Raw genomic sequence first — 20,203 nt, forward strand, 5'->3', positions numbered from 1 at the left:
ATCCCTGCTCGGCGGGGTCCGCTTCGCAGGGATCGGCAGGGCCTGTTCACGCTGATCGCGCCGCGTCAGAACGCATCCCCCGGCACGCGCACCCACCCTTCCATCAGCACGCGCGCGCTGCGGCTCATGATCGCCTTGGTGACGGTCCACTCGCCGTTTTCCAGCTTCGCCTGCGCGCCGACCCGCAGCGTGCCCGACGGATGCCCGAAGCGCACCGCCTGACGCTCGCCGCCGCCCGCCGCCAGATTGACGAGCGTGCCCGGAATCGCGGCGGCGGTGCCGATCGCGACCGCCGCCGTGCCCATCATCGCGTGATGCAGCTTGCCCATCGACATCGCGCGCACCAGCAGGTCGACGTCGGCGGCCGCGACGCGCTTGCCGCTCGACGCGACATAGTCGGCCGGCTTCGCGACGAACGCGATCTTCGGCGTGTGCTGCCGCGTCGCGATCTCGTCGAGCGTGTCGATCAGGCCCATGCGCAGCGCGCCGTGCGCGCGAATCGTCTCGAACTTCTCGAGCGCCTTCGCGTCGCCGTTGATCGCGTCCTGCAACTCGGTGCCCGTGTAGCCGATCGCCTCGGCCTCAACGAAGATCGTCGGAATCCCCGCGTTGATCATCGTCGCCTTCAGCGTGCCGATGCCCGGCACCGAAAGATCGTCGACGAGGTTGCCGGTCGGGAACATCGCGCCGCCCGCGCCTTCCTCGTCGGCGGCCGGGTCCATGAACTCGAGCTGCACCTCCGCCGCCGGGAACGTGACGCCGTCCAGTTCGAAGTCGCCGGTTTCCTGCACCGCGCCGTTCGTGATCGGCACATGGGCGACGATCGTCTTGCCAATGTTCGCCTGCCAGATCCGCACGGTCGCGATGCCGTCGCGCGGCACGCGCGACGGATCGACGAGGCCGCCGCCGATCGCGAACGGGCCGACCGCCGCCGACAGGTTGCCACAGTTGCCGGTCCAGTCGACGAACGCCTTGTCGATCGCGACCTGGCCGAACAGGTAGTCGACGTCGTGGCCGGGCCGCGTGCTCTTCGACACGATCACCGTCTTGCTGGTGGACGACGTCGCGCCGCCCATCCCGTCGATCTGCTTGCCGTACGGGTCGGGGCTGCCGATCACGCGCAGCAGCAGCGCGTCGCGCGCGGCGCCGGGCGCCTGCGCGGCCTCGGGCAGGTCCTGCAGGCGGAAGAACACGCCCTTGCTGGTGCCGCCGCGCAGGTAAGTCGCGGGAATCCTGATTTGAGGAATGTGAGCCATGTTTGTATGTCCTGATGTGCTCCGGTCAAGCCGCCGCCTGCGACGATTCGAGGAAGTCCTGCGCGAAGCGCTGCAGCACGCCGCCCGCGTCGTAGATCGACACTTCCTCGGCCGTATCGAGCCGGCACGTGACCGGCACCTCGACGCGCTCGCCGTTCTTCCGATGGATCACGAGCGTCAGGTCCGCGCGCGGCGTGCGGGCGCCGACCACGTCGAAGGTCTCGGTGCCGTCGATGCCGAGCGTCGTCCGGTTCGTGCCCGGCTTGAACTCCAGCGGCAGCACGCCCATCCCGATCAGGTTCGTGCGGTGGATCCGCTCGAAGCCTTCGGCGACGATCGCCTCGACGCCCGCGAGCCGCACGCCCTTCGCGGCCCAGTCGCGCGACGAGCCCTGGCCGTAGTCGGCGCCCGCGACGACGATCAGCGGCTGCTTGCGATTCATGTACGTCTCGATCGCTTCCCACATCCGCATCACGTTGCCGTCCGGCTCGACGCGCGCGAGCGAGCCCTTCTTCACCGCGCCGTCGACGACCGCCATCTCGTTGACGAGCGTCGGGTTCGCGAAGGTCGCGCGCTGCGCGGTCAGGTGATCGCCCCGGTGCGTCGCGTACGAGTTGAAGTCCTCTTCCGGCAGGCCCATCTTCGCGAGGTATTCGCCGGCGGCGCTGTTCGCGAGGATCGCGTTCGACGGCGACAGGTGGTCGGTCGTGATGTTGTCGCCGAGCACCGCGAGCGGGCGCATGCCCTTGAGCGTGCGCTCGCCGGCCAGCGCCCCTTCCCAGTACGGCGGGCGGCGGATGTAGGTGCTCTGCGGCCGCCAGTCGTACAGCGGCGCCGCGCGCTCGCCCGCATCGGCGCTGCGCGCGAACATCGGCTCGTAGACCTTGCGGAACTGCTCGGGCTTCACGCTCGACGCGACGATCGCATCGATCTCCTCGTCGGTCGGCCAGATGTCCTTCAGCGTGACCGGCTTGCCGTCCTGGTCGTGGCCGAGCACGTCCTTCTCGATGTCGAAGCGGATCGTGCCGGCGATCGCATATGCGACGACGAGCGGCGGCGACGCGAGGAACGCCTGCTTCGCATACGGATGGATGCGGCCGTCGAAGTTGCGGTTGCCGGACAGCACGGCGGTCGCGTACAGGTCGCGCTCGACGATCTCCTGCTGGATCTTCGGGTCGAGCGCGCCCGACATCCCGTTGCAGGTCGTGCACGCGAACGCGACGATGCCGAAGCCGAGCTTCTCGAGGTCGGGCAGCAGGTTCGCTTCCTTCAGGTACAGCTCGACCGCCTTCGAGCCCGGCGCGAGCGAGCTCTTCACCCACGGCTTGCGCGCGAGGCCACGCGCGTTCGCGTTGCGCGCGAGCAGCGCCGCGGCGATCACGTTGCGCGGGTTGCTGGTGTTCGTGCAGCTCGTGATCGCGGCGATGATCACCGCGCCGTCGGGCATCTCGCCCGCCTTCTCTTCCCACTGGCCGGCGATCCCGCGCGCGGCGAGGTCGGACGTCGGCAGCCGCTTGTGCGGATTCGACGGGCCGGCCATGTTGCGCACCACGCTCGACAGGTCGAACGTCAGCGTGCGCTCGTACTGTGCGTGCTGCAGCGTATCGGCCCACAGGCCCGCCGCCTTCGCGTAGGTCTCGACGAGCTTCACCTGCTCGTCGCTGCGGCCGGTCAGGCGCAGGTAGTCGGTCGTCTGGCCGTCGATGAAGAACATCGCGGCCGTCGCGCCATATTCGGGCGCCATGTTCGAGATCGTCGCGCGGTCGCCGAGCGTCAGGCTCGCCGCGCCTTCGCCGCGGAATTCGAGGTATGCGCCGACCACCTTCTCCTTGCGCAGGAACTCGGTCAGCGCGAGCACGACGTCGGTCGCGGTGATGCCCGGCTGGCGCTTGCCGGTCAGCTCGACGCCGACGATGTCGGGCAGACGCATCCACGACGCGCGGCCGAGCATCACGTTCTCGGCTTCGAGGCCGCCGACGCCGATCGCGATCACGCCGAGCGCGTCGACGTGCGGCGTGTGGCTGTCGGTGCCGACGCAGGTGTCCGGGAACGCTACGCCGTCCTGCGCCTGGATCACCGGCGACATCTTCTCCAGGTTGATCTGGTGCATGATGCCGTTGCCCGGCGGGATCACATCGACGTTCTCGAACGCCTTCTTCGTCCACTCGATGAAGTGGAAGCGGTCCTCGTTGCGGCGATCCTCGATCGCGCGGTTCTTCGCGAACGCGTCCGGGTCGAAGCCGCCGCACTCGACGGCGAGCGAGTGATCGACGATCAGCTGCACGGGCACGACCGGGTTCACCTTCGCCGGGTCGCCGCCGCGCTCGGCGATCGCGTCGCGCAGGCCCGCGAGATCGACGAGCGCCGTCTGGCCGAGGATGTCGTGGCACACGACGCGCGCCGGGAACCACGGGAAATCGCGCTCGCGCTTGCGCTCGACGATCTGCTGCAGCGAAGCGGCGAGGATCGCCGGATCGCAGCGGCGCACGAGGTTTTCGGCGAGCACGCGCGACGTGTACGGCAGCGTGTCGTAGGCGCCGGGCGCGATCGCTTCGACCGCGGCGCGCGCGTCGAAGTAGTCCAGCGACGTGCCGGGCAGGGGTTTGCGGTAGGCGGTATTCATGATGTGGGGGAAAGCTGGGAATTCATGAGCGGGGGAAGCCGGCCGGCCTCCCCCGGACGCCCGATCAGCGCTTCTCGATCGGCACGAACTGCAGGTCTTCCGGGCCTGTGTAGTTCGCGCTCGGGCGGATGATCTTGTTGTCGATGCGCTGCTCGATGACGTGCGCGCTCCAGCCGGACGTGCGCGAGATCACGAACAATGGCGTGAACATCGCGGTCGGCACGCCCATCATGTGATACGACACCGCGCTGAACCAGTCGAGGTTCGGGAACATCTTCTTCGCGTCCCACATCACCGATTCGAGGCGCTCGGCGATGTTGTACAGCTTCAGGTCGCCCGCTTCCTTCGACAGCTTGTGCGCGACGCCCTTGATCACCTTGTTGCGCGGATCGGAGATCGTATAGACCGGGTGGCCGAAGCCGATCACGACTTCCTTGTTCTCGACGCGGCGGCGGATGTCGGCTTCCGCCTCGTCCGGCGAGCGGTAGCGGCTCTGGACCTCGAATGCGACCTCGTTCGCGCCGCCGTGCTTCGGCCCGCGCAGCGCGCCGATCGCGCCGGTGATCGCCGAGTAGATGTCCGAGCCCGTGCCCGCGATCACGCGGCCGGTGAACGTCGACGCATTGAACTCGTGCTCCGCGTACAGGATCAGCGACGTGTGCATCGCGTCGACCCACGACTTCGATGGGGCCTTGCCGTGCAGCAGGTGCAGGAAGTGGCCGCCGATCGAGTCGTCGTCGGTTTCGGTCTCGATGCGCTTGCCGTTGTGCGAGAAGTGATACCAGTACAGCAGCATCGAGCCGAGCGACGCCATCAGGCGATCGGCGATGTCGCGCGCGCCCGGCAGGTTGTGATCGTCCTTCTCCGGCAGCACCGTGCCGAGCACCGACACGCCCGTGCGCATCACGTCCATCGGGTGCGCGGACGCCGGAATCTGCTCGAGCGCCGCCTTCAGCGCGTTCGGCAGGCCGCGCATCGAACGCAGCTTCGCCTTGTAGGCGGCCAGTTCGGTCAGGTTCGGCAGCGTCTCGTGCACGAGCAGGTGCGCGATTTCCTCGAACTCGCACGACTCGGCGACGTCGAGGATGTCGTAGCCGCGGTAATGCAGGTCGTTGCCGGTCTTGCCGACCGTGCAGAGCGCCGTGTTGCCGGCCGCCACGCCCGACAGCGCGACCGACTTCTTCGGCTTGAACGCGCCTGCGGCGGCGGCGGCCGGTGCTGCTGCGTCTTTCGTCTCGCTCATGTTTCCGTTCTCCAATTTTCGGATTCGTGTCTCGTGGGGTGCGGGCCGCGTTACTTCTTGCCCTGCGCGAACAGCTCGTCGAGCTTGCGCTCGTATTCGTGATAGCCGAGGAAGTCGTACAGCTCGGCGCGCGTCTGCATCGTCGGCACGGCCGCCTTCTGCGTGCCGTCGCGGCGCAGCGTCTCGTAGAAATTCAGCGCGGCCTTGTTCATCGCGCGATACGCGCCGCAGCAGTACAGCGCGATGTCGACGTTCGCCTCGCGCAGCTCGTCGAGCGTGAAGAGCGGCGTCGAGCCGAATTCGGTCAGGTTCGCGAGGATCGGCACCTTCACTGCGGCCTTGAAGCGGCGATAGTCGTCGAGCGTCTTCATCGCTTCCGGGAAGATCATGTCCGCGCCGGCCTCGACGTAGGCCACCGCGCGCTCGATCGCCGCGTCGATCCCTTCGGCGGCGGCCGCGTCGGTGCGGGCCATGATCACGAACTGGTCGTCGGTGCGCGCATCGACCGCGGCCTTGACGCGATCGACCATTTCCTCGGTCGGCACGACTTCCTTGCCCGGGCGGTGGCCGCAGCGCTTCTGGCCGACCTGGTCCTCGAGGTGCACGGCGGCGACGCCGGCCTTGATGAACGAGCGGACCGTGCGCGCGATGTTGAACGCGCCGCCCCAGCCCGTGTCGATGTCGACGAGCAGCGGCAGGTCGGTCGCGTTGGTGATCCGGTTCGCGTCGATCAGCACGTCTTCCATCGTGCTGATGCCGAGGTCGGGGATGCCGAGCGAATTCGCGGCGACGCCGCCGCCCGACAGGTAGACGGCCTTGAAGCCGACGGCCTGGGCCATCTTGGCCGCGTAGGCGGTGATCGCGCCGACCACCTGCAGCGGCTGCTCGGCCGCGACTGCCGCGCGGAATTTCGCGCCGGCGCTTTGAAGATGCGTGTTGCTCATGAACGGCCTCCTGATGGAATGCCTGCTACACAGCAAGTACCGGGCCAGCTCGCGTGCCGCCGCTAACCCACTGATTCTTAAGCAGCCGGCCGCGTGCCGCCGCGGCCGATTGATTTCAATTTGGAAATTTCGCGTTCCAAAAATGAAATCGCGCGCGCATAATCGTTCGTCATGGACCTCTCCTCGATCAAGCCCGTCGGCCCCGCCGACCGCGCGGTGCGGCCGCGCGTCTGGGCGATGGGCATCAGCCGCCTGCGGGATCTCTTTCGCGAGATCGCCGGCGAATTCGACGAACGCGCCGACGTGCGCATCGTGTCGCGCGCGTATGAAGAGGCGCTCAACGCGATCGCCGAGGCCGGCGCCGCGCGGCCCGACGTGATCGTCGCGGCCGGCTCGAACGGCAGCTTCCTGAAAACGCGCGCGCCGGTGCCGGTCGTGGTCGTCACGCCGACCGGCTTCGACGTGATGCAGGCGCTCGCGCGGGCCCGGCGCGACGCGTCGCGGATCGCGCTCGTCAGCGTCGGCGAGACGCCGCCCGAGGTGCGCCGCTTCGTCGCCGCGTACGGCCTCGACGTCGAGTTTGCGTCATATCAGTCCGCGCAGGAAGCGGAAACCTGCGTGCACGACCTGCGCGACCGCGGCATCGAAACGATCGTCGGCCCCGGCCTCGTCACCGACCTGGCCGCGAGCGCCGGCATGGGCGCCGTGTTCCTGTATTCGCATGCGTCGGTGCGCAAGGCCGTCGATACCGCGCTCGAGGTCGCCTATGCGACGCACGCGGAGGCGCTGCGCCGCCAGCGCCTCGACAACCTGCTCCAGCACCTGCGCGACGGCGTCGTCGCGCTCGATGCGCGCGGGCGCGTCGAGGCGATCAACGAGCGGCTCGCGCTGGCGCTCGGGGTCGAACCCGCGGCGGCCGTCGGGCGCGCACTCGTCGACCTGACGCCGGAGCTGCGCACGCTGCGCGGCGACGACGGCGACGCGCTCGCCACCGTGCGCGGCGTGCGCTACGTCGTGCACCGCGGCCCGCTCGTCGATCGCGGCGTCACGTCGGGCAGCGTGCTGACCTTCCAGGAATCGCGCGCGGTCGAGCGGCTCGACCGTGCGCTGCGCTCGCAGCCGGGCACGCAGCAGTTCGCGGCGCGCTACACGCTCGACGACGTGGTCGGCGCATCCGCGCCGATGACGCGCGTGCGCGACCTCGTGCGCCGCTACGCGAAATCCGACGCGACCGTGCTCGTGCTCGGCGAGAGCGGCACCGGCAAGGAGATGATCGCGCAGAGCCTGCATGCGCTGTCCGCGCGGCGCAGCTATCCGTTCGTCGCGATCAACTGCGGCGCGTTTCCGGAAGCGCTGCTCGAAAGCGAGCTGTTCGGCTACGAGGAAGGCGCGTTCACCGGCGCGCGGCGCGGCGGCAAGACGGGCCTGTTCGAGGCCGCGCATCGCGGCACGCTGTTCCTCGACGAGATCGGCGAGATGCCGCCGTCGCTGCAGAGCCGGCTGCTGCGCGTGCTGCAGGAGCGCGAGGTGATCCGGCTCGGGTCGACCGAGCCGATCCGCATCGACGTGCGCGTGATCGCCGCGACGCACCGGCCGCTGCTCGCGGCCGTCGAGGACGGCACGTTCCGCGCGGATCTCTACTACCGGCTCAACATCCTGAACGTCGGGCTGCCGCCGCTGCGCGAGCGCCCGGCCGACATCCCCGCGCTCGCGGCCGCGCTGCTGGTGCAGGCCGCGCGGCGCGAGCCGCGGCTCGCGGACAGCCTGCGCGATGCCGGCGACGCGGCGCGCGTGCTCGACGCGGCGCAGGCGATCCTGATGCGCTACCGGTGGCCCGGCAACGTGCGGGAATTGCAGAACGTGATCGAGCGGATCGCGGTGGAGCTGGCGGAGGAAGCGGGCGACGACGGGCAGGCTGCGCCGTGCGGCGTGCTCGATCCCGACGCATTGCAGGCCATCGCGCCGGAGCTGTTCGCGAGCCCGGCCGACGCGGGTGCCGATCCGGACGATGCGCCGACGCTGCAGGCGCGCCGCCGCCGCGCGGAAGCCGACGAGATCCGCGCGGCGCTCGACGCATGCGGCGGCGATCGCGACCGCGCGTGCGCGATGCTCGGCATCAGCAAGACGACGATGTGGCGAAAGCTGTCCGGCAGGTAGGCGCCGGCTGTTGCGATGCGGCCGTGCGCGCCGGTCCGCCGCCGGTCCCCGGCCAGTGCGCCTGAGCGGGCCTTTGCCTTTTGCGGTCTTCAACCGCATCGCCGCGGGCGGCCGGAGCGGATCGGCATGCCGGGCGGCAACCCCGGCGTTCCCGCCGCCCGGCAGGTGTCGCGCGAACGGCTACTGCGCGGCGCGCGTGCGCTGCAGCTGCTCGCCGAGCCCTTCGACGCCGAGCCGCACCGTCTGCCCGGGCTTCAGGTATACCGGCGCCGGCTTGATGCCCATGCCGACGCCCGGCGGCGTGCCGGTCGTGATCACGTCGCCCGGCTGCAGGCGCATGCAGCGCGACAAATACGCGACGAGCTGCGCGACCGTGAACACCATCGTGCGCGTGTTGCCTTGCTGGTAGCGATGGCCGTCGACCTCGAGCCACAGGTCGAGCCGCTGCGGATCGGGCACGTCGTCGCGCGTGACGAGCCACGGGCCGATCGGGCCGAACGTGTCGAAGCCCTTGCCCTTGTCCCACTGGCCGCCGCGCTCGAGCTGCCATTCGCGCTCGGACACGTCGTTGACCACGCAATAGCCGGCGACGCAGTCGAGCGCGCGCGCCTCGTCGACGTCCTTGCACGGCGCGCCGATCACGACGCCCAGCTCGACTTCCCAGTCGGTCTTCACCGAGCCTTTCGGAATGTCGATGCCGTCATTCGGGCCGCAGACCGAGCTCGTCCACTTGCCGAACACGACCGGCTCGGCCGGCACGGGCATCCCCGCTTCCGCCGCGTGATCGGCGTAGTTCAGCCCGATGCCGATGAACTTGCCGATCCGCCCGACGCACGGGCCGATGCGCGGCTCGCCGGGCACGCGCGGCAGCGTCGCCGGATCGAGCGCGCGCAGCCGCGCGAGTCCGGCGACGGACAGCACGTCGCCGGCGAGATCGTCGACATGCGCCGACAGATCGCGAATCCGGCCGTCCGCGTCGAGCAAGCCGGGTTTTTCCTGGCCGGGCGGGCCATAGCGAAGCAGTTTCATCGTGCTGAACCTCTTGTTGGCGAATGTGACAGGATACCGGCCGCCGACGACGCGCGTGCGCGCCGCCGATGACCCGCCGCTCTTTGTACCATCGGCGGCGCGCGGTGGAATGGCGCGCGACGGATACCGACTATTGGTGCGACCGCAGAGATTACGTTGCAGCGGCGGATACGCCGACGCGGTCGGCATGGCGGCCGCCTCTCGCGTCCTTCGACGCTGAAAGATGAATATCCAGTATTTCTTATGACCCTGTCATCGCGAACGGCACCTGAGCCGTTCATGCCCGATAACGATCGGTAAAAAACACGCTGCATCGCACACTGAATGTTGTCGGGCTCGCGCGGATGGCAGTCATATCCGCGCGCGGCTTCGCGACGCCGCGTGCACGTCCGCCAGCGTGCGTCGCCCACCGATCGGCAACTCCCTGACTTCCTACACATGACGCTAACTACTGACAACCCGCTCTCCAACAGCGACGCACTGGAGTCGACGGGCGCAGCCGACCGCTATCGCGCCCCCGCGCTCGACAAGGGGCTCGACATCCTCGAACTCCTGTCCGAGCAGAAGGAAGGGCTCACTCGCACCGAAATCACGAAGGAACTCGGCCGCAACGCGAGCGAAATCTACCGGATGCTCGAACGCCTGGTCGCGCGCCGCTACGTGATGCGTTCGACGGGCGGCGACCGCTACACGCTGAGCCTCAAGCTGTTCGCGCTCGCCCACCGCCATCCGCCGATGAGCCGCCTGATCGCCGAAGCGCTGCCGCCGATGCAGCGCTTCGCCGATGCGGCGGAACAGTCCTGCCACCTGGCCGTCTACGACCACGGCAACCTGCTCGTGATCGCGCAGGTGGACGGCCCCGGCCCGTGGGGCGTGTCGGTGCGGCTCGGCTCGCGCATCGGGCTCGCCGATACCGCGTCGGGACGCGTGACGCTGGCGTTCCAGGCGTCCGAGCAACGCGCGCACATGCTGGCCGAGCACCGCAAGGTCAAGGGCGAAGCGCCGCTCGACGAGCAGGAACTCGCGCAGGCGTGCCAGGCGATCCGCGGCGACGGTTTCCTGTGCCGGGACAGCCGTCAGGCCTATGGCGTCGTCGACATCAGCGTCCCGATCGTGGGCCCGTCCGGCCACGCGATCGCCGCGCTGACCTGCCCGTACATGCGCCGTATCGACGCGCACGCGGCGCCTTCCGTCGACGCGGCAGCCGAGTGCCTGCGCGCCACCGCCGCGACGCTGTCGATGAGCCGCATCGAGCGGAACTGACCGGCGCACGCGAGCGCGTCGGACCGATGCGGGTGCGGCGGCAACGCGCGACGCCGCCGCGTGTCGCGCGTGGTCGCGATGCTTCCCACGGCCGCGCCATGCAGGGTCGCTACGCTAGAATAGCGGCCCTCTCCAAAACTACGACGGCCGGCGGCGCCGGCTGTCGTGTCTGATGAATGTCATGGCCAAACTTCTGAACGATCTCGAATTCCAGCGTTTCTCCGAACTTCAGCAGAAGCAGGCAAGCTTCACGATCACGCCCGAAGAGGCGGACGAACTGCGCGACATCGTCGCGCGTGCGCAGAAGAAGCGCGACGACCGCGCAGCCGCGATGCAGGCGATCGAAAACTACATCGAGCAATTCGACATCACGCCCGACGAGCTCTTCTCGCCCGACCAGATCGGCGACGCCGCCCGCACCTACGGGCTCATCACGGCGACCAAGAAGGAACGCACGCTGCCGCCGTCGATCACGTTCAACGGCAAGCCGTATCAATGGACCAAGACGCTGCCGGACGATGTTCGCGGCGCGCTGTTCGAAGCGTTCAAGGCCGGCGAGTCCGTCAAGCGCTTCATCGCGATGCCGAAGGACGTGGCCCGCTGCGCACTGACGATCGCCCGCCTCGAGCGCGAAACGGGCGCCGTATACGCGGACGCGCACCTGACCGAACTCGCCATCTCGCGCGAGCAGGTGAACGACGCGGCGACGAAACTCGCCGTGTAAGGGCAGTCGCCCGCCCGCTGCGTGCAATCGCGAAAGCGCGCAGCGCATTGGCACGCTTCGCGGCGCATGCGACGCACACATCGCACGCGGCCGCATCGGCGCGGCACCGGTACCTGCCGGCGCCGCGTCAGCCCGAGCGCTGTTCGCTCGAGGTCCCGAAAAGACTCACTTCAGCCTCCCGAAAACGCTCACCTCAAGCCGCTGGCGGCATCAATCCGGCGGTCCGAACGTCCTCTCCGGCACCTCACACAGACGCTCTCCATTCACTCCCGAAAAGCCTCACCAGGCCTTCCTGAAAGGGCTCACCGCCAGTTCCCGGGAAGGCTCACCGACAGCTCCCGTATCGACTCACCAAGCGTCTCCCGGAAAAGCTCACGTGAAGGCTCCCGTAAAGCCTCACCTTTGAGTTTTTTCAGGCTGGCGATGCATGCGACATACAGCACGTGCACACCGATACGCCGCGAAATTGACCGGGATACGGCACGCGCCTATAGATTCGGCACACACCATCGTGGAAACGAAAACCCCGCTGCGTTCTGCCTTGTTTTGGAGGCGAGCCGCCGAAACGGCTCCCATGCTCGTTCCGATCGCCACAGCCGAGAACATTCGCCCAGACGAACCGCCGCACCGACGACGCACGCATGGCCGACATCGCACGCGCCGGTGCCAACTGCACGCGATACCCACATACTTTTCGACACTCGACGCCTCGCGACTACGGTTGCAGCTTCATCTTGAATCCGACCACGCCAGGCTCCTCCGTCGGCGACACCGCGAACCCGCACGACTTCGCGAGCGAGATCATCGCGGTGTTCTCGCGCAGCGCCTCGCCGATCATCCATGCGGTGCCGCGCGAGCGCGCGTACTCGATGATGCGCGCCATCAACAGCCGCCCAAGCCCCTTGCCCTTCTGGTCCGGCCGAATGCCGATCGCGAACTCGGTCGTCTCGTTGTCCGGGTCGGTCACCGCGCGTACCGCGCCGAGCGTGTGCGACCGGCCTGCCCCGTCGTCAACCGACGCGATGAACGCCATCTCGCGGTCGTAATCGATCTGCGTCATGCGCGCCAGCTGCGAGTGATCGAAGCTGCGTACCGCGCCGAAGAAGCGCATCCGCAGATCCTCCGGCGTCATCGCGCCGAGCAGTTCGTTGTGCGCGGCCTCATCTTCCGGACGGATCGGACGGATCGTCATCGTGTCGCCCTGCCATGCAAGCGTCTGCTCGAGATGGCGCGGATACGGCATGATCGCGAGCCGGCTGCGGCCCTCCGCCAGCGTGATGCGCGGCGCGATCACCAGCACGCGGTCGGGCAGCACGCGCAGCGTGACCGACAGCGCGACCACCTCGCGCACGTCGCACACCACCTGCGACAGCGCCGTGAATGCGCCGAGCGCGGGTTCGACCGGCGCGCGGCGCGCATACGGCGAGCGCTCCATCACCGCGCGCGCGAGCACCGTGTTCAGCGGCGGCAGCCCGTAGACGACGAACGGCGCGGACACGCCGTCCGCCGGAGGCACCAGGTAGCGGAATACCGGACCGAAATTCGGGTCGTCGTGCATGTCGACCGTCACGTCGACGACCTTCGCGCCGGCCGACGGCTCGTCCGGCTCGCCATGCAAGCCGAAGCGTGACAGCCAGTGCAGCGCCGCTTCGCCGGCCAGCTCGTGTTCGCCGGCTTCGACCATGCGGCGTGCGTCAGCCTGCGCGGACGCGACACGCTCGGCCGGTTGCAGTGGCGTGCCTTCGGGCGTCTGCATCAGCAGTTCGCGGCCGAGGTTGTAATCGACGAGGCGCGCATACGCGCGCGCCAGCCGCTGCGGCGTCGTATGCACGGGAATGCCGTTCGCATGCAGCGCGTCGCGCGTCGACGCATCGACCGCGCCGAAGAAGCACGCGAGGATGCCGCGATGCGCCTGCTGGCGCGTTTCGATCAGCATGCGCGCCACTGCGTCGGCCGGCGCGCTGTGCGACGTCGAATGCACGACGAACAGCGTGCCGGTCTGCGGAAACGGCGCGAGCGCGCGGATCACCGCGCCGAAATGCTCGGGGCGCGCGTCGTCGCCGAGCGTCAGCGGATTGCCGGGCACCGCAACGTGCGGCAGCGCGGCCGACACCTCCGACGTCACCGCTTCCGGCCAGTTGGCCAGCACGTCGCGCACCTCCGCAACCGCATCGACCGCGAGCTTCGCGACGCCCGCGTCGCTCGTGACGAGCGTCGCCGCGCCGCGCGCGGCGACGCGGCCGACGCCTAGCGTCTCGATCTCGTCGAGCAGATCGTCGAGCGCGTCGACCCGCACCATCCCCGCGCGCTGGAACGCCGCCGTATACAGCGCGTCGCCCGGGTCCGCGCGGCCGGTGCGCAACGCGAGCACCGGCTTGTTGCGCGCGGCCGCGCGCGCCGCCGACATGAACTTGCGCGCGGCGCGCACGCTGTCGAGCTCGAGCAGGATCGCGCGCGTGCCGGGATCGCTCGCGAGATAGTCGAGCACGTCGCCCGCATCGACGTCGGCCTCGCCGCCGAGCGCGACGACGTGCGAAAAGCCGAGCCCGCGCGCATCCGCCCAGCCGAGGACCGCATTCGTCAGCGCGTTCGACTGCGATACCCACGCGACGCCGCCCGAGCGCACCGTATACGCCGGCGCGCCGAAATGCGCATGCCGCGCCGGCGACAGCACGCCGAGACTGCCCGGCCCGACGATACGGAGGACGAACGGCTTCGCCGCCTTGAGCGCGCGATCGAGCGCCGCACGATGCGCACTGGTGCGCGCCTCGCCGACGATCACCGCAACGCGCGCGCCGAGGGCGCCGAGCTTGTGCACGATGCCGGGCCACGTCGCGGGCGGCGTGCAGATCACCGCGACCGACGGCGGCGCGGGCAACCGGTCGACATCGCCGATCACAGTGTGCCCGCCGAGCTCTCGGTACTTCGGATTGACGGGCCACACGGCCCCCTGGAACGCGCCGTCGAGCACGCGCGCCCACACCATCGCGCCGATACTGCCTGCGCGCGGCGACGCGCCGACGACCGCAACGGATTTGGGCTGAAACAGCGCATCGAGATGGCGAACGGTCACATCGGCTCCATACGGTAACGAAAGACGGCCCGGCCGGTGCACGGCCCGAATGGCCACGCGCCGGGCGACGCGAATTCAAAGCATAGGCGAACCGTTCGCGGCTGCCTATATGCCGAACGGCCGACTGTGCGATGCGCATCAAGGCCGGCAACATGCGCTTGCACTCGACGCATTCACACATTGCAACGAGCGCAGTGGGCGACACGCGACGGCGCGGCGCATCCGTCAGAGGTGAGGATTTACAGGAGCCAAGGTGAGCAGATTCGGGAGCCCTATCGCGAGGCGGCGCAATGCGCGAGCGGTGATGCGTGCGCGCTGCACGTCAGCACCGCGAAGATCGCAAATGGCCGTGCGCCTTGCGATGCGAATTACGCGCTCGTTTACCGCAATTCGCCGCCAAATCCGCGGCAATCGCGACGAATGTGTGAAACGCGCTCTTTTAATCGCGGGGAGTTGCCGTTCGATACGCGATGTCGAATCGCGCGTCGGCGGCCCAAAAACAAAACGGTGCGAGGGCCGTGGGGCCGCTCGCACCGTCAGTGACCGCACGAAAGGTGAGACTTTTCGGGAATCAGTCCTTGATCAGGAAACGTGCGCGGTTCTTGCCGAGCCATGCCGGCGCGCGGCCGCGACCGCTCCACGTTTCGCCGGTCTTCGGATGGCGATATTTCGGCGGCAGCGGACGCTTGGCCTTGACAGGGGCGCCCGTGGAGGAAACCGAGCTCCTCCGGCGTAATGTCGAATTCCTCGATTTTCGCCCGGATCGCAGCGATCGCGTCGGCGATCGCCTTTTCGCGTTCCTTATCGATCTTCTGCTGAAGTTTTTCGAGTTGCGCTGTCAGTTGCCGGTAGGTCGCCATATGGATGGGATTCCCTGAGTGTTATTTATGAAAAATAGGTGACTCGAAGCAAATAGAAAAGCGCTTTACCCGATTACGTCCCATCGTGCGGTCGTATCGGGCTCAATAATCGCCTTTCTTCTTGCATGCGAAGAGAAGATTTCGCACAGCGTCATCGGTCGATTGCTGGAGAACGTCGAATTCCCCGGTGCAGATGGCTCGGGCATTGTCCGTGCAATTGCTCCAGTCGCTGCCGGTGCATTGCACCTGCGTAGTCGGACGTCCGTCCGCCGTAAACAACGGCGCCCCGCCTCCGCATCCGCCGAGCCCCGTAACCAGGACCAACAATCCGGCCCGACGCCAATGCGTTCCAGGCCACCGACAGACCGACGCAAGCATGTGTTTCATTGTTCTTCCCGTCAACCTTTTTTTAAATGTCGCGAGTATGCCATGCGTCGTTACCCCGCGTTCAGTCGGGCGTCCGGTCCGGCGCCCGGTCGGGACGCGCGCGCGTCCTGTACGGCAAAGCCCGGTGGGGATCGTCGGCGATGCGAACGAACACCTGCTCGACGTCCGGAAGCGCGCCAAGTTCGCGTGCCAGCGCTTGCCGGTCGAAGGCGGCTTCGGCACATCCTTCGACATATATGAAGCGCCGCTGCACGGTGATCCACAGGCTCGTGCCGCTCAGCCGCGTCGAGCCGGCAAAGTGCGCCTTCGCCGCAGCCGCGATCGGCGCGTCGTACATATACGAATTCGGCTTCGTGCAACGATGCGCGAGCCAGCAGGTCGTGCCGCGCTCGGCACGGTAATGTGCGTCGTCCTCCATCTCCGCGCGGGTCATCCACGGCCCGAGCGGCAACGGACATTCCGCGTAGTCCTGCGACAGTGCAATGAACGGATCGTTGTACCAGTTGCGCCGCGCGGCCGGTATTTCCGCATCGGACTGCGCGAAGGAAGACGCCGTCACCAATGCGGCGAGCCATGCTGCGATACGGATTCGCTTCATCGTTGCCTCCTGCCCGGCGCGTCACGGGCGCCGCGCTGCCAGCCCGTTCGCTTCAGGCTTACGTCGTCACCGGTCGATTCCGAGCGCCGTCATCTTCTTGTACAGCGTCGCGCGGCCGATGCCGATTCGTGCAGCGGCTTCGGTTACCTTCCCGTCGCACGCCGCAAGGGCGTCGGTCAGGAACTGGCGCTCCCAGGCGGCCAATGCGTCGGCATACGAAGCCACCGGCGCAGCGTCGGCGCCCGCGGCATCGGTGGTGCTCCGGCCCGCCAGCGGCGCAACCCGCGTGCCCGCCGGCACGCCGTCCGCCGTCATGCGCACCGGACCGAGGAACGACGCGAGCGCGGCCGCATCGATCACCGAGCGGTCGGACAGCATCAGCGCGCGCTCGAGCGTATTGCGCAGCTCGCGCACGTTGCCGGGCCACGGATACGCGCACAGCATCCGCAGCGCATCGTCGGTGAGCTCGCAATGCGCGGCGCGGCCGTGCTGGGCAGCGAGCTCCTCGAGCGTCGCGTAGACGAGCGCCGCGATGTCGGACGCGCGCTCGCGCAGCGGCGGCGCGTGAATCGTCAGCACGTTGAGCCGGTAATAGAGATCGGCGCGAAAGCGGCCGGCCGCCACGAGCGCGGGCAGGTCGGCCGAGGTCGCCGCGATGATCCGCACGTCGGCGCGCACGATGCGGTTCGAGCCGACGGGCTCGAATTCCTTGTCCTGCAGCACGCGCAGCAGCTTGCCCTGCAGCGGCAGCGGCATGTCGCCGATCTCGTCGAGAAACAGCGTGCCGCGATCGGCCAGCTCGAACTTGCCGACCCGCCCCTTGCGGTCGGCGCCCGTATAGGCGCCGGGCGCCGCTCCGAAGAACTCGGTCTCGAGCAGCGCATCGGGGATCGCGGCGACGTTGACCGTCACGAGCGGCTGGAGCGCGCGCGCCGACGCCGCATGGATCGCGTGCGCGAGCAGCTCCTTGCCGGTGCCGGTTTCGCCGAGCAGCAGCACCGGCGAATCGACCTGCGCGGCGCGGCGCGCCTGGCGCTTCGTCTCGAGGCTCGCCGGGCTCGTGCCGACGAAGCTCGTGAACGTGTATTTCGCGCGACGCGCCTGTGCAAGCGAGCGCTGCGTCGCGAGCAGTTGCTGCTGCAGCTGCACGTAACGGGAAAAGATCGGCGTGAGCGTCTTCAACTGGTCGAACAGCGCGAAGCCGATCGCGCCGACCGTCTCGCCCGCCTCGTTCTTCAACGGCAGGCGGGTCACGACGAGCGGCTCGCGGCCCGTCTCCATGATGTCGAGCAGGATCGGCTGCCCAGTCGACACGACCTCGCGCATCAGGCTGTGCGGGATCACCGCCTCGCAATCGAGGCCGACCGCCTGCTGCGGATCGGCGAAACCGAAACGCGCCGCATAGCGCTCGTTCATCCACACGATGCGCGCATCACGGTCGACGATCAGCGTGCCGGCGCTCGAATCCTCGAACGTCCTGAACAGCGATTCGGCGGCGCGCAGCAGCACGTCGCCGTAATCGACGGGCAAGCGGGGCCAGTCGTTCATCATCGTGTCGTCGTCTCCGTGTATTGCTTTTGGATATCGTCCGGCCTGTCTCCAGAACGAGACGGATTATCTCATTCCGGAGACAGCCCGCAACGCCTTGCCCGTTCACGTTCGGCAAGCATGTCCGGGGCGTCCGCGCGGGCAATCCGTCTCCATGCGGAGACGATTTATGTAGAATCGCCTGAAGATTGGCCGGCGTGGGCCCGCCGGCCACCGGCGGACCCGCGTCCGGCGGCGCATCGCGGCCGGTGGCACGAAACCTGCACGAACCTGAGCCGGTCCGCGGCGCGCCGCGCGACCGAACAAAACCAAAGCCATTAGGAGACTCTCTTGTCCTTCGTGATCGTCCTCGCCGCGCTGGCGTTCCTGATGTTCGCCGCATACCGCGGCTACAGCGTGATCCTGTTCGCGCCGATCGCCGCGCTCGGCGCGGTCCTGATGACCGAGCCGGCTGCCGTCGCGCCGGTCTTCTCCGGCATCTTCATGGAGAAGATGGTCGGCTTCGTCAAACTGTATTTCCCGGTGTTCATGCTCGGCGCCGTGTTCGGCAAGGTGATCGAGCTGTCCGGCTTCTCCGAGTCGATCGTCCACGCGGCAATCCGCTACATCGGGCGCTCGCGCGCGAATGCGGTGATCGTCGCGGTGTGCGCGCTGCTCACCTATGGCGGCGTGTCGCTGTTCGTCGTCGTGTTCGCGGTCTACCCGTTCGCGGCCGAGCTGTACCGCCAGAGCAACATTCCGAAGCGGCTGATGCCCGGCGCGATCGCGCTCGGCGCGTTCTCGTTCACGATGGATTCGCTGCCCGGCACGCCGCAGATCCAGAACATCATCCCGACCACGTTCTTCAAGACGACCGCGTGGGCCGCTCCGGCGCTCGGCACGATCGGCTCGCTGTTCATCATCGTCGTCGGCCTCTCGTATCTCGAATGGCGCCGCCGCACCGCGATGGCGAAGGGCGAAGGCTACGGCACGTCGCTCGTCAACGAGCCGGAGCGCGTCGCGACCGAATCGCTGCCGAGCCCGTTCCTCGCGATCCTGCCGCTGATCCTCGTCGGCGTGTCGAACTTCGCGCTCACCAAGCTGATCCCGACGTGGTACGGCGCCGCGTCGTACACGGTCGCGCCCGACGTGCTGCCGGGCGTGCATACGCCGGTGACGACGTCGATCAAGACGGTCGTCGCGATCTGGTCGGTCGAGGCCGCGCTGCTGCTCGGCATCCTGCTCGTCGTCGCCACCGCGTTCAAGCGCGTCAGCGAACGTTTCGCGGCCGGGTCGAAGGCAGCGGTGGGCGGCGCGCTGCTCGCCGCGATGAACACCGCGTCCGAATACGGCTTCGGCGGCGTGATCGCCGCGCTGCCGGGCTTCCTCGTCGTCGGCGATGCGCTGAAGAGCATTCCGAACCCGCTCGTCAACGCGGCCGTGTCGGTCAGCTCGCTTGCCGGCATCACCGGCTCGGCGTCGGGCGGCATGAGCATCGCGCTCGCCGCGATGTCGGACCTGTTCATCAAGGGCGCGCAGGCAGCGAACATCCCGATGGACGTGCTGCACCGGATCGTCGCGATGGCCAGCGGCGGCATGGACACGCTGCCGCACAACGGCGCGGTGATCACGCTGCTCGCGGTGACGGGCCTCACGCACCGCGAGTCGTATCGCGACATCTTCGCGGTGACGATCATCAAGACGCTCGCGGTGTTCTTCGTGATCGCCGTGTATTACACGACGGGGCTCGTGTAAGCGTCAGCATCGGGCGGCGGCGTTCAGACGCGCGCCGCCCGGCTCGTGTCGGCCGTGGCGACGCGGCCGGCAAGCTCGGCGTCGCGCATGATCGGGGGCTTGATGGCGCCGCCGATGCCGGCCGTGCGGACTGCGCTGCCCCCCCGCTTTCCTACGTTTCCGCCTTACGTTCCCGCCTTCCGCCGTCTTCGCGGCCATTGCCCGGTGTGCCGGGCACCGCTGTCATCATCAGCACGACGCAAACGATCATCCCGCCCGTCCCGCATGCCCACCAAGCACACCACCACCCGCTTTCGTCCGAACTAACCCGCCCATTGTTGTCGCCAGCAAAAAACTGCATTGGGAGCAATCGCATTTTTCCCACGAGCAGCGCGGCCTACACTGGGTTCACCCGCTGCCGCCATATCAGACGAAATCGTTTGCAGGCTTGGCAGCCAGCCGCACACATCGAGGTTCACGATCATGAAGCGCCTGTTTCCCGCAATCCTCATCGCGGTAGCCGCATCCGCGCCGCTCGCCGCACAAGCGCAGGCCGAAGTCCAAGCCCAGGCGCAAGCCCAATCGAACCCGCCGCTGACGCGCGCGCAGGTCCGGGCCGAAGTGAAAGCGCTGAAGCAAGCCGGCTTCCAGCCGAGCGACTGGTTCTATCCGGCCAGCATCGTTTCAGCAGAAGCGAAGATCGCGCGCGAGCAGCATGCCGGGTACGGCAGCGACGGCAGCCCGTCGTCCGAAACCAGCCACTAAGCAATCGCGGCGACCACGCG

The 20,203-nt window shown here is 68.2% G+C and carries 14 protein-coding genes and 1 pseudogene; 5 read left to right on the plus strand and 10 right to left on the minus strand.

Annotated elements, in window-relative coordinates; all coding sequences use genetic code 11:
* Nucleotides 1-65: 65 nt before the first annotated feature.
* From prpF to prpB, 4 genes are all read right to left on the minus strand, one after another.
* Complete coding sequence (gene prpF, locus WJ35_RS28750) at nucleotides 66-1,256, minus strand: 2-methylaconitate cis-trans isomerase PrpF (protein WP_060237025.1); 1,191 nt, start codon at nucleotides 1,254-1,256, stop codon at nucleotides 66-68.
* Between the two features lie 25 nt (nucleotides 1,257-1,281).
* A complete protein-coding gene (acnD, locus tag WJ35_RS28755) occupies nucleotides 1,282-3,879 on the minus strand; it encodes a Fe/S-dependent 2-methylisocitrate dehydratase AcnD (RefSeq protein ID WP_060237022.1) in 2,598 nt (865 codons plus the stop codon).
* A 64-nt stretch (nucleotides 3,880-3,943) separates the two neighbouring features.
* Nucleotides 3,944-5,122 carry a bifunctional 2-methylcitrate synthase/citrate synthase gene (gene prpC / locus WJ35_RS28760; RefSeq protein ID WP_069240548.1) on the minus strand — a complete coding sequence of 393 codons (1,179 nt, stop codon included), beginning with the start codon at nucleotides 5,120-5,122 and terminating at the stop codon, nucleotides 3,944-3,946.
* 50 nt (nucleotides 5,123-5,172) lie between these two features.
* The gene (prpB, locus tag WJ35_RS28765; protein ID WP_042584820.1) at nucleotides 5,173-6,066 is read right to left on the minus strand and encodes a methylisocitrate lyase; all 894 of its coding nucleotides are present in this window, start codon (nucleotides 6,064-6,066) and stop codon (nucleotides 5,173-5,175) included.
* Between the two features lie 171 nt (nucleotides 6,067-6,237).
* On the opposite strand from prpB, the gene prpR reads away from it, so the two are divergent.
* Nucleotides 6,238-8,223 carry a propionate catabolism operon regulatory protein PrpR gene (gene prpR, locus WJ35_RS28770; RefSeq protein WP_060237017.1) on the plus strand — a complete coding sequence of 662 codons (1,986 nt, stop codon included), beginning with the start codon at nucleotides 6,238-6,240 and terminating at the stop codon, nucleotides 8,221-8,223.
* 180 nt (nucleotides 8,224-8,403) lie between these two features.
* Here prpR and WJ35_RS28775 read toward each other — a convergent pair whose 3' ends face one another.
* The gene (locus tag WJ35_RS28775; protein WP_060237016.1) at nucleotides 8,404-9,252 is read right to left on the minus strand and encodes an ureidoglycolate lyase; all 849 of its coding nucleotides are present in this window, start codon (nucleotides 9,250-9,252) and stop codon (nucleotides 8,404-8,406) included.
* Nucleotides 9,253-9,690: 438 nt separating this feature from the next.
* Between WJ35_RS28775 and WJ35_RS28780 the strand changes: the two genes are divergently transcribed.
* The gene (locus WJ35_RS28780) at nucleotides 9,691-10,515 is read left to right on the plus strand and encodes an IclR family transcriptional regulator (protein WP_069240549.1); all 825 of its coding nucleotides are present in this window, start codon (nucleotides 9,691-9,693) and stop codon (nucleotides 10,513-10,515) included.
* A 172-nt stretch (nucleotides 10,516-10,687) separates the two neighbouring features.
* Complete coding sequence (locus WJ35_RS28785; RefSeq protein ID WP_069240550.1) at nucleotides 10,688-11,239, plus strand: hypothetical protein; 552 nt, start codon at nucleotides 10,688-10,690, stop codon at nucleotides 11,237-11,239.
* Nucleotides 11,240-11,954: 715 nt separating this feature from the next.
* On the opposite strand, the gene WJ35_RS28790 is transcribed toward WJ35_RS28785, so the two are convergent.
* From WJ35_RS28790 to WJ35_RS28805, 5 genes and pseudogenes are all read right to left on the minus strand, one after another.
* Nucleotides 11,955-14,312: a GNAT family N-acetyltransferase gene (locus WJ35_RS28790; protein ID WP_069240551.1), complete on the minus strand. Its 2,358-nt coding sequence runs from the start codon at nucleotides 14,310-14,312 to the stop codon at nucleotides 11,955-11,957.
* Nucleotides 14,313-14,883: 571 nt separating this feature from the next.
* A pseudogene (locus WJ35_RS28795) lies at nucleotides 14,884-15,172 on the minus strand (H-NS family nucleoid-associated regulatory protein).
* 102 nt (nucleotides 15,173-15,274) lie between these two features.
* Nucleotides 15,275-15,559: a hypothetical protein gene (locus tag WJ35_RS32695; RefSeq protein WP_311732184.1), complete on the minus strand. Its 285-nt coding sequence runs from the start codon at nucleotides 15,557-15,559 to the stop codon at nucleotides 15,275-15,277.
* A 61-nt stretch (nucleotides 15,560-15,620) separates the two neighbouring features.
* Nucleotides 15,621-16,157, minus strand: a complete 537-nt coding sequence (locus tag WJ35_RS28800; protein ID WP_069240552.1) for a hypothetical protein — start codon at nucleotides 16,155-16,157, stop codon at nucleotides 15,621-15,623.
* Between the two features lie 66 nt (nucleotides 16,158-16,223).
* On the minus strand, nucleotides 16,224-17,708 hold the full coding sequence (locus WJ35_RS28805) for a sigma-54 interaction domain-containing protein (protein ID WP_069240553.1): 1,485 nt from the start codon (nucleotides 17,706-17,708) through the stop codon (nucleotides 16,224-16,226).
* Between the two features lie 327 nt (nucleotides 17,709-18,035).
* Between WJ35_RS28805 and WJ35_RS28810 the strand changes: the two genes are divergently transcribed.
* Together WJ35_RS28810 and WJ35_RS28815 are read left to right on the plus strand one after the other, a co-directional pair.
* The gene (locus WJ35_RS28810; RefSeq protein ID WP_010090147.1) at nucleotides 18,036-19,439 is read left to right on the plus strand and encodes a GntP family permease; all 1,404 of its coding nucleotides are present in this window, start codon (nucleotides 18,036-18,038) and stop codon (nucleotides 19,437-19,439) included.
* Between the two features lie 462 nt (nucleotides 19,440-19,901).
* The gene (locus WJ35_RS28815) at nucleotides 19,902-20,183 is read left to right on the plus strand and encodes a DUF4148 domain-containing protein (RefSeq protein WP_059497564.1); all 282 of its coding nucleotides are present in this window, start codon (nucleotides 19,902-19,904) and stop codon (nucleotides 20,181-20,183) included.
* The last annotated feature ends 20 nt before the right edge of the window (nucleotides 20,184-20,203 follow it).

The sequence above is a fragment of the Burkholderia ubonensis genome (assembly GCF_001718695.1).
Taxonomy (GTDB): Bacteria; Pseudomonadota; Gammaproteobacteria; order Burkholderiales; family Burkholderiaceae; genus Burkholderia; species Burkholderia ubonensis_B.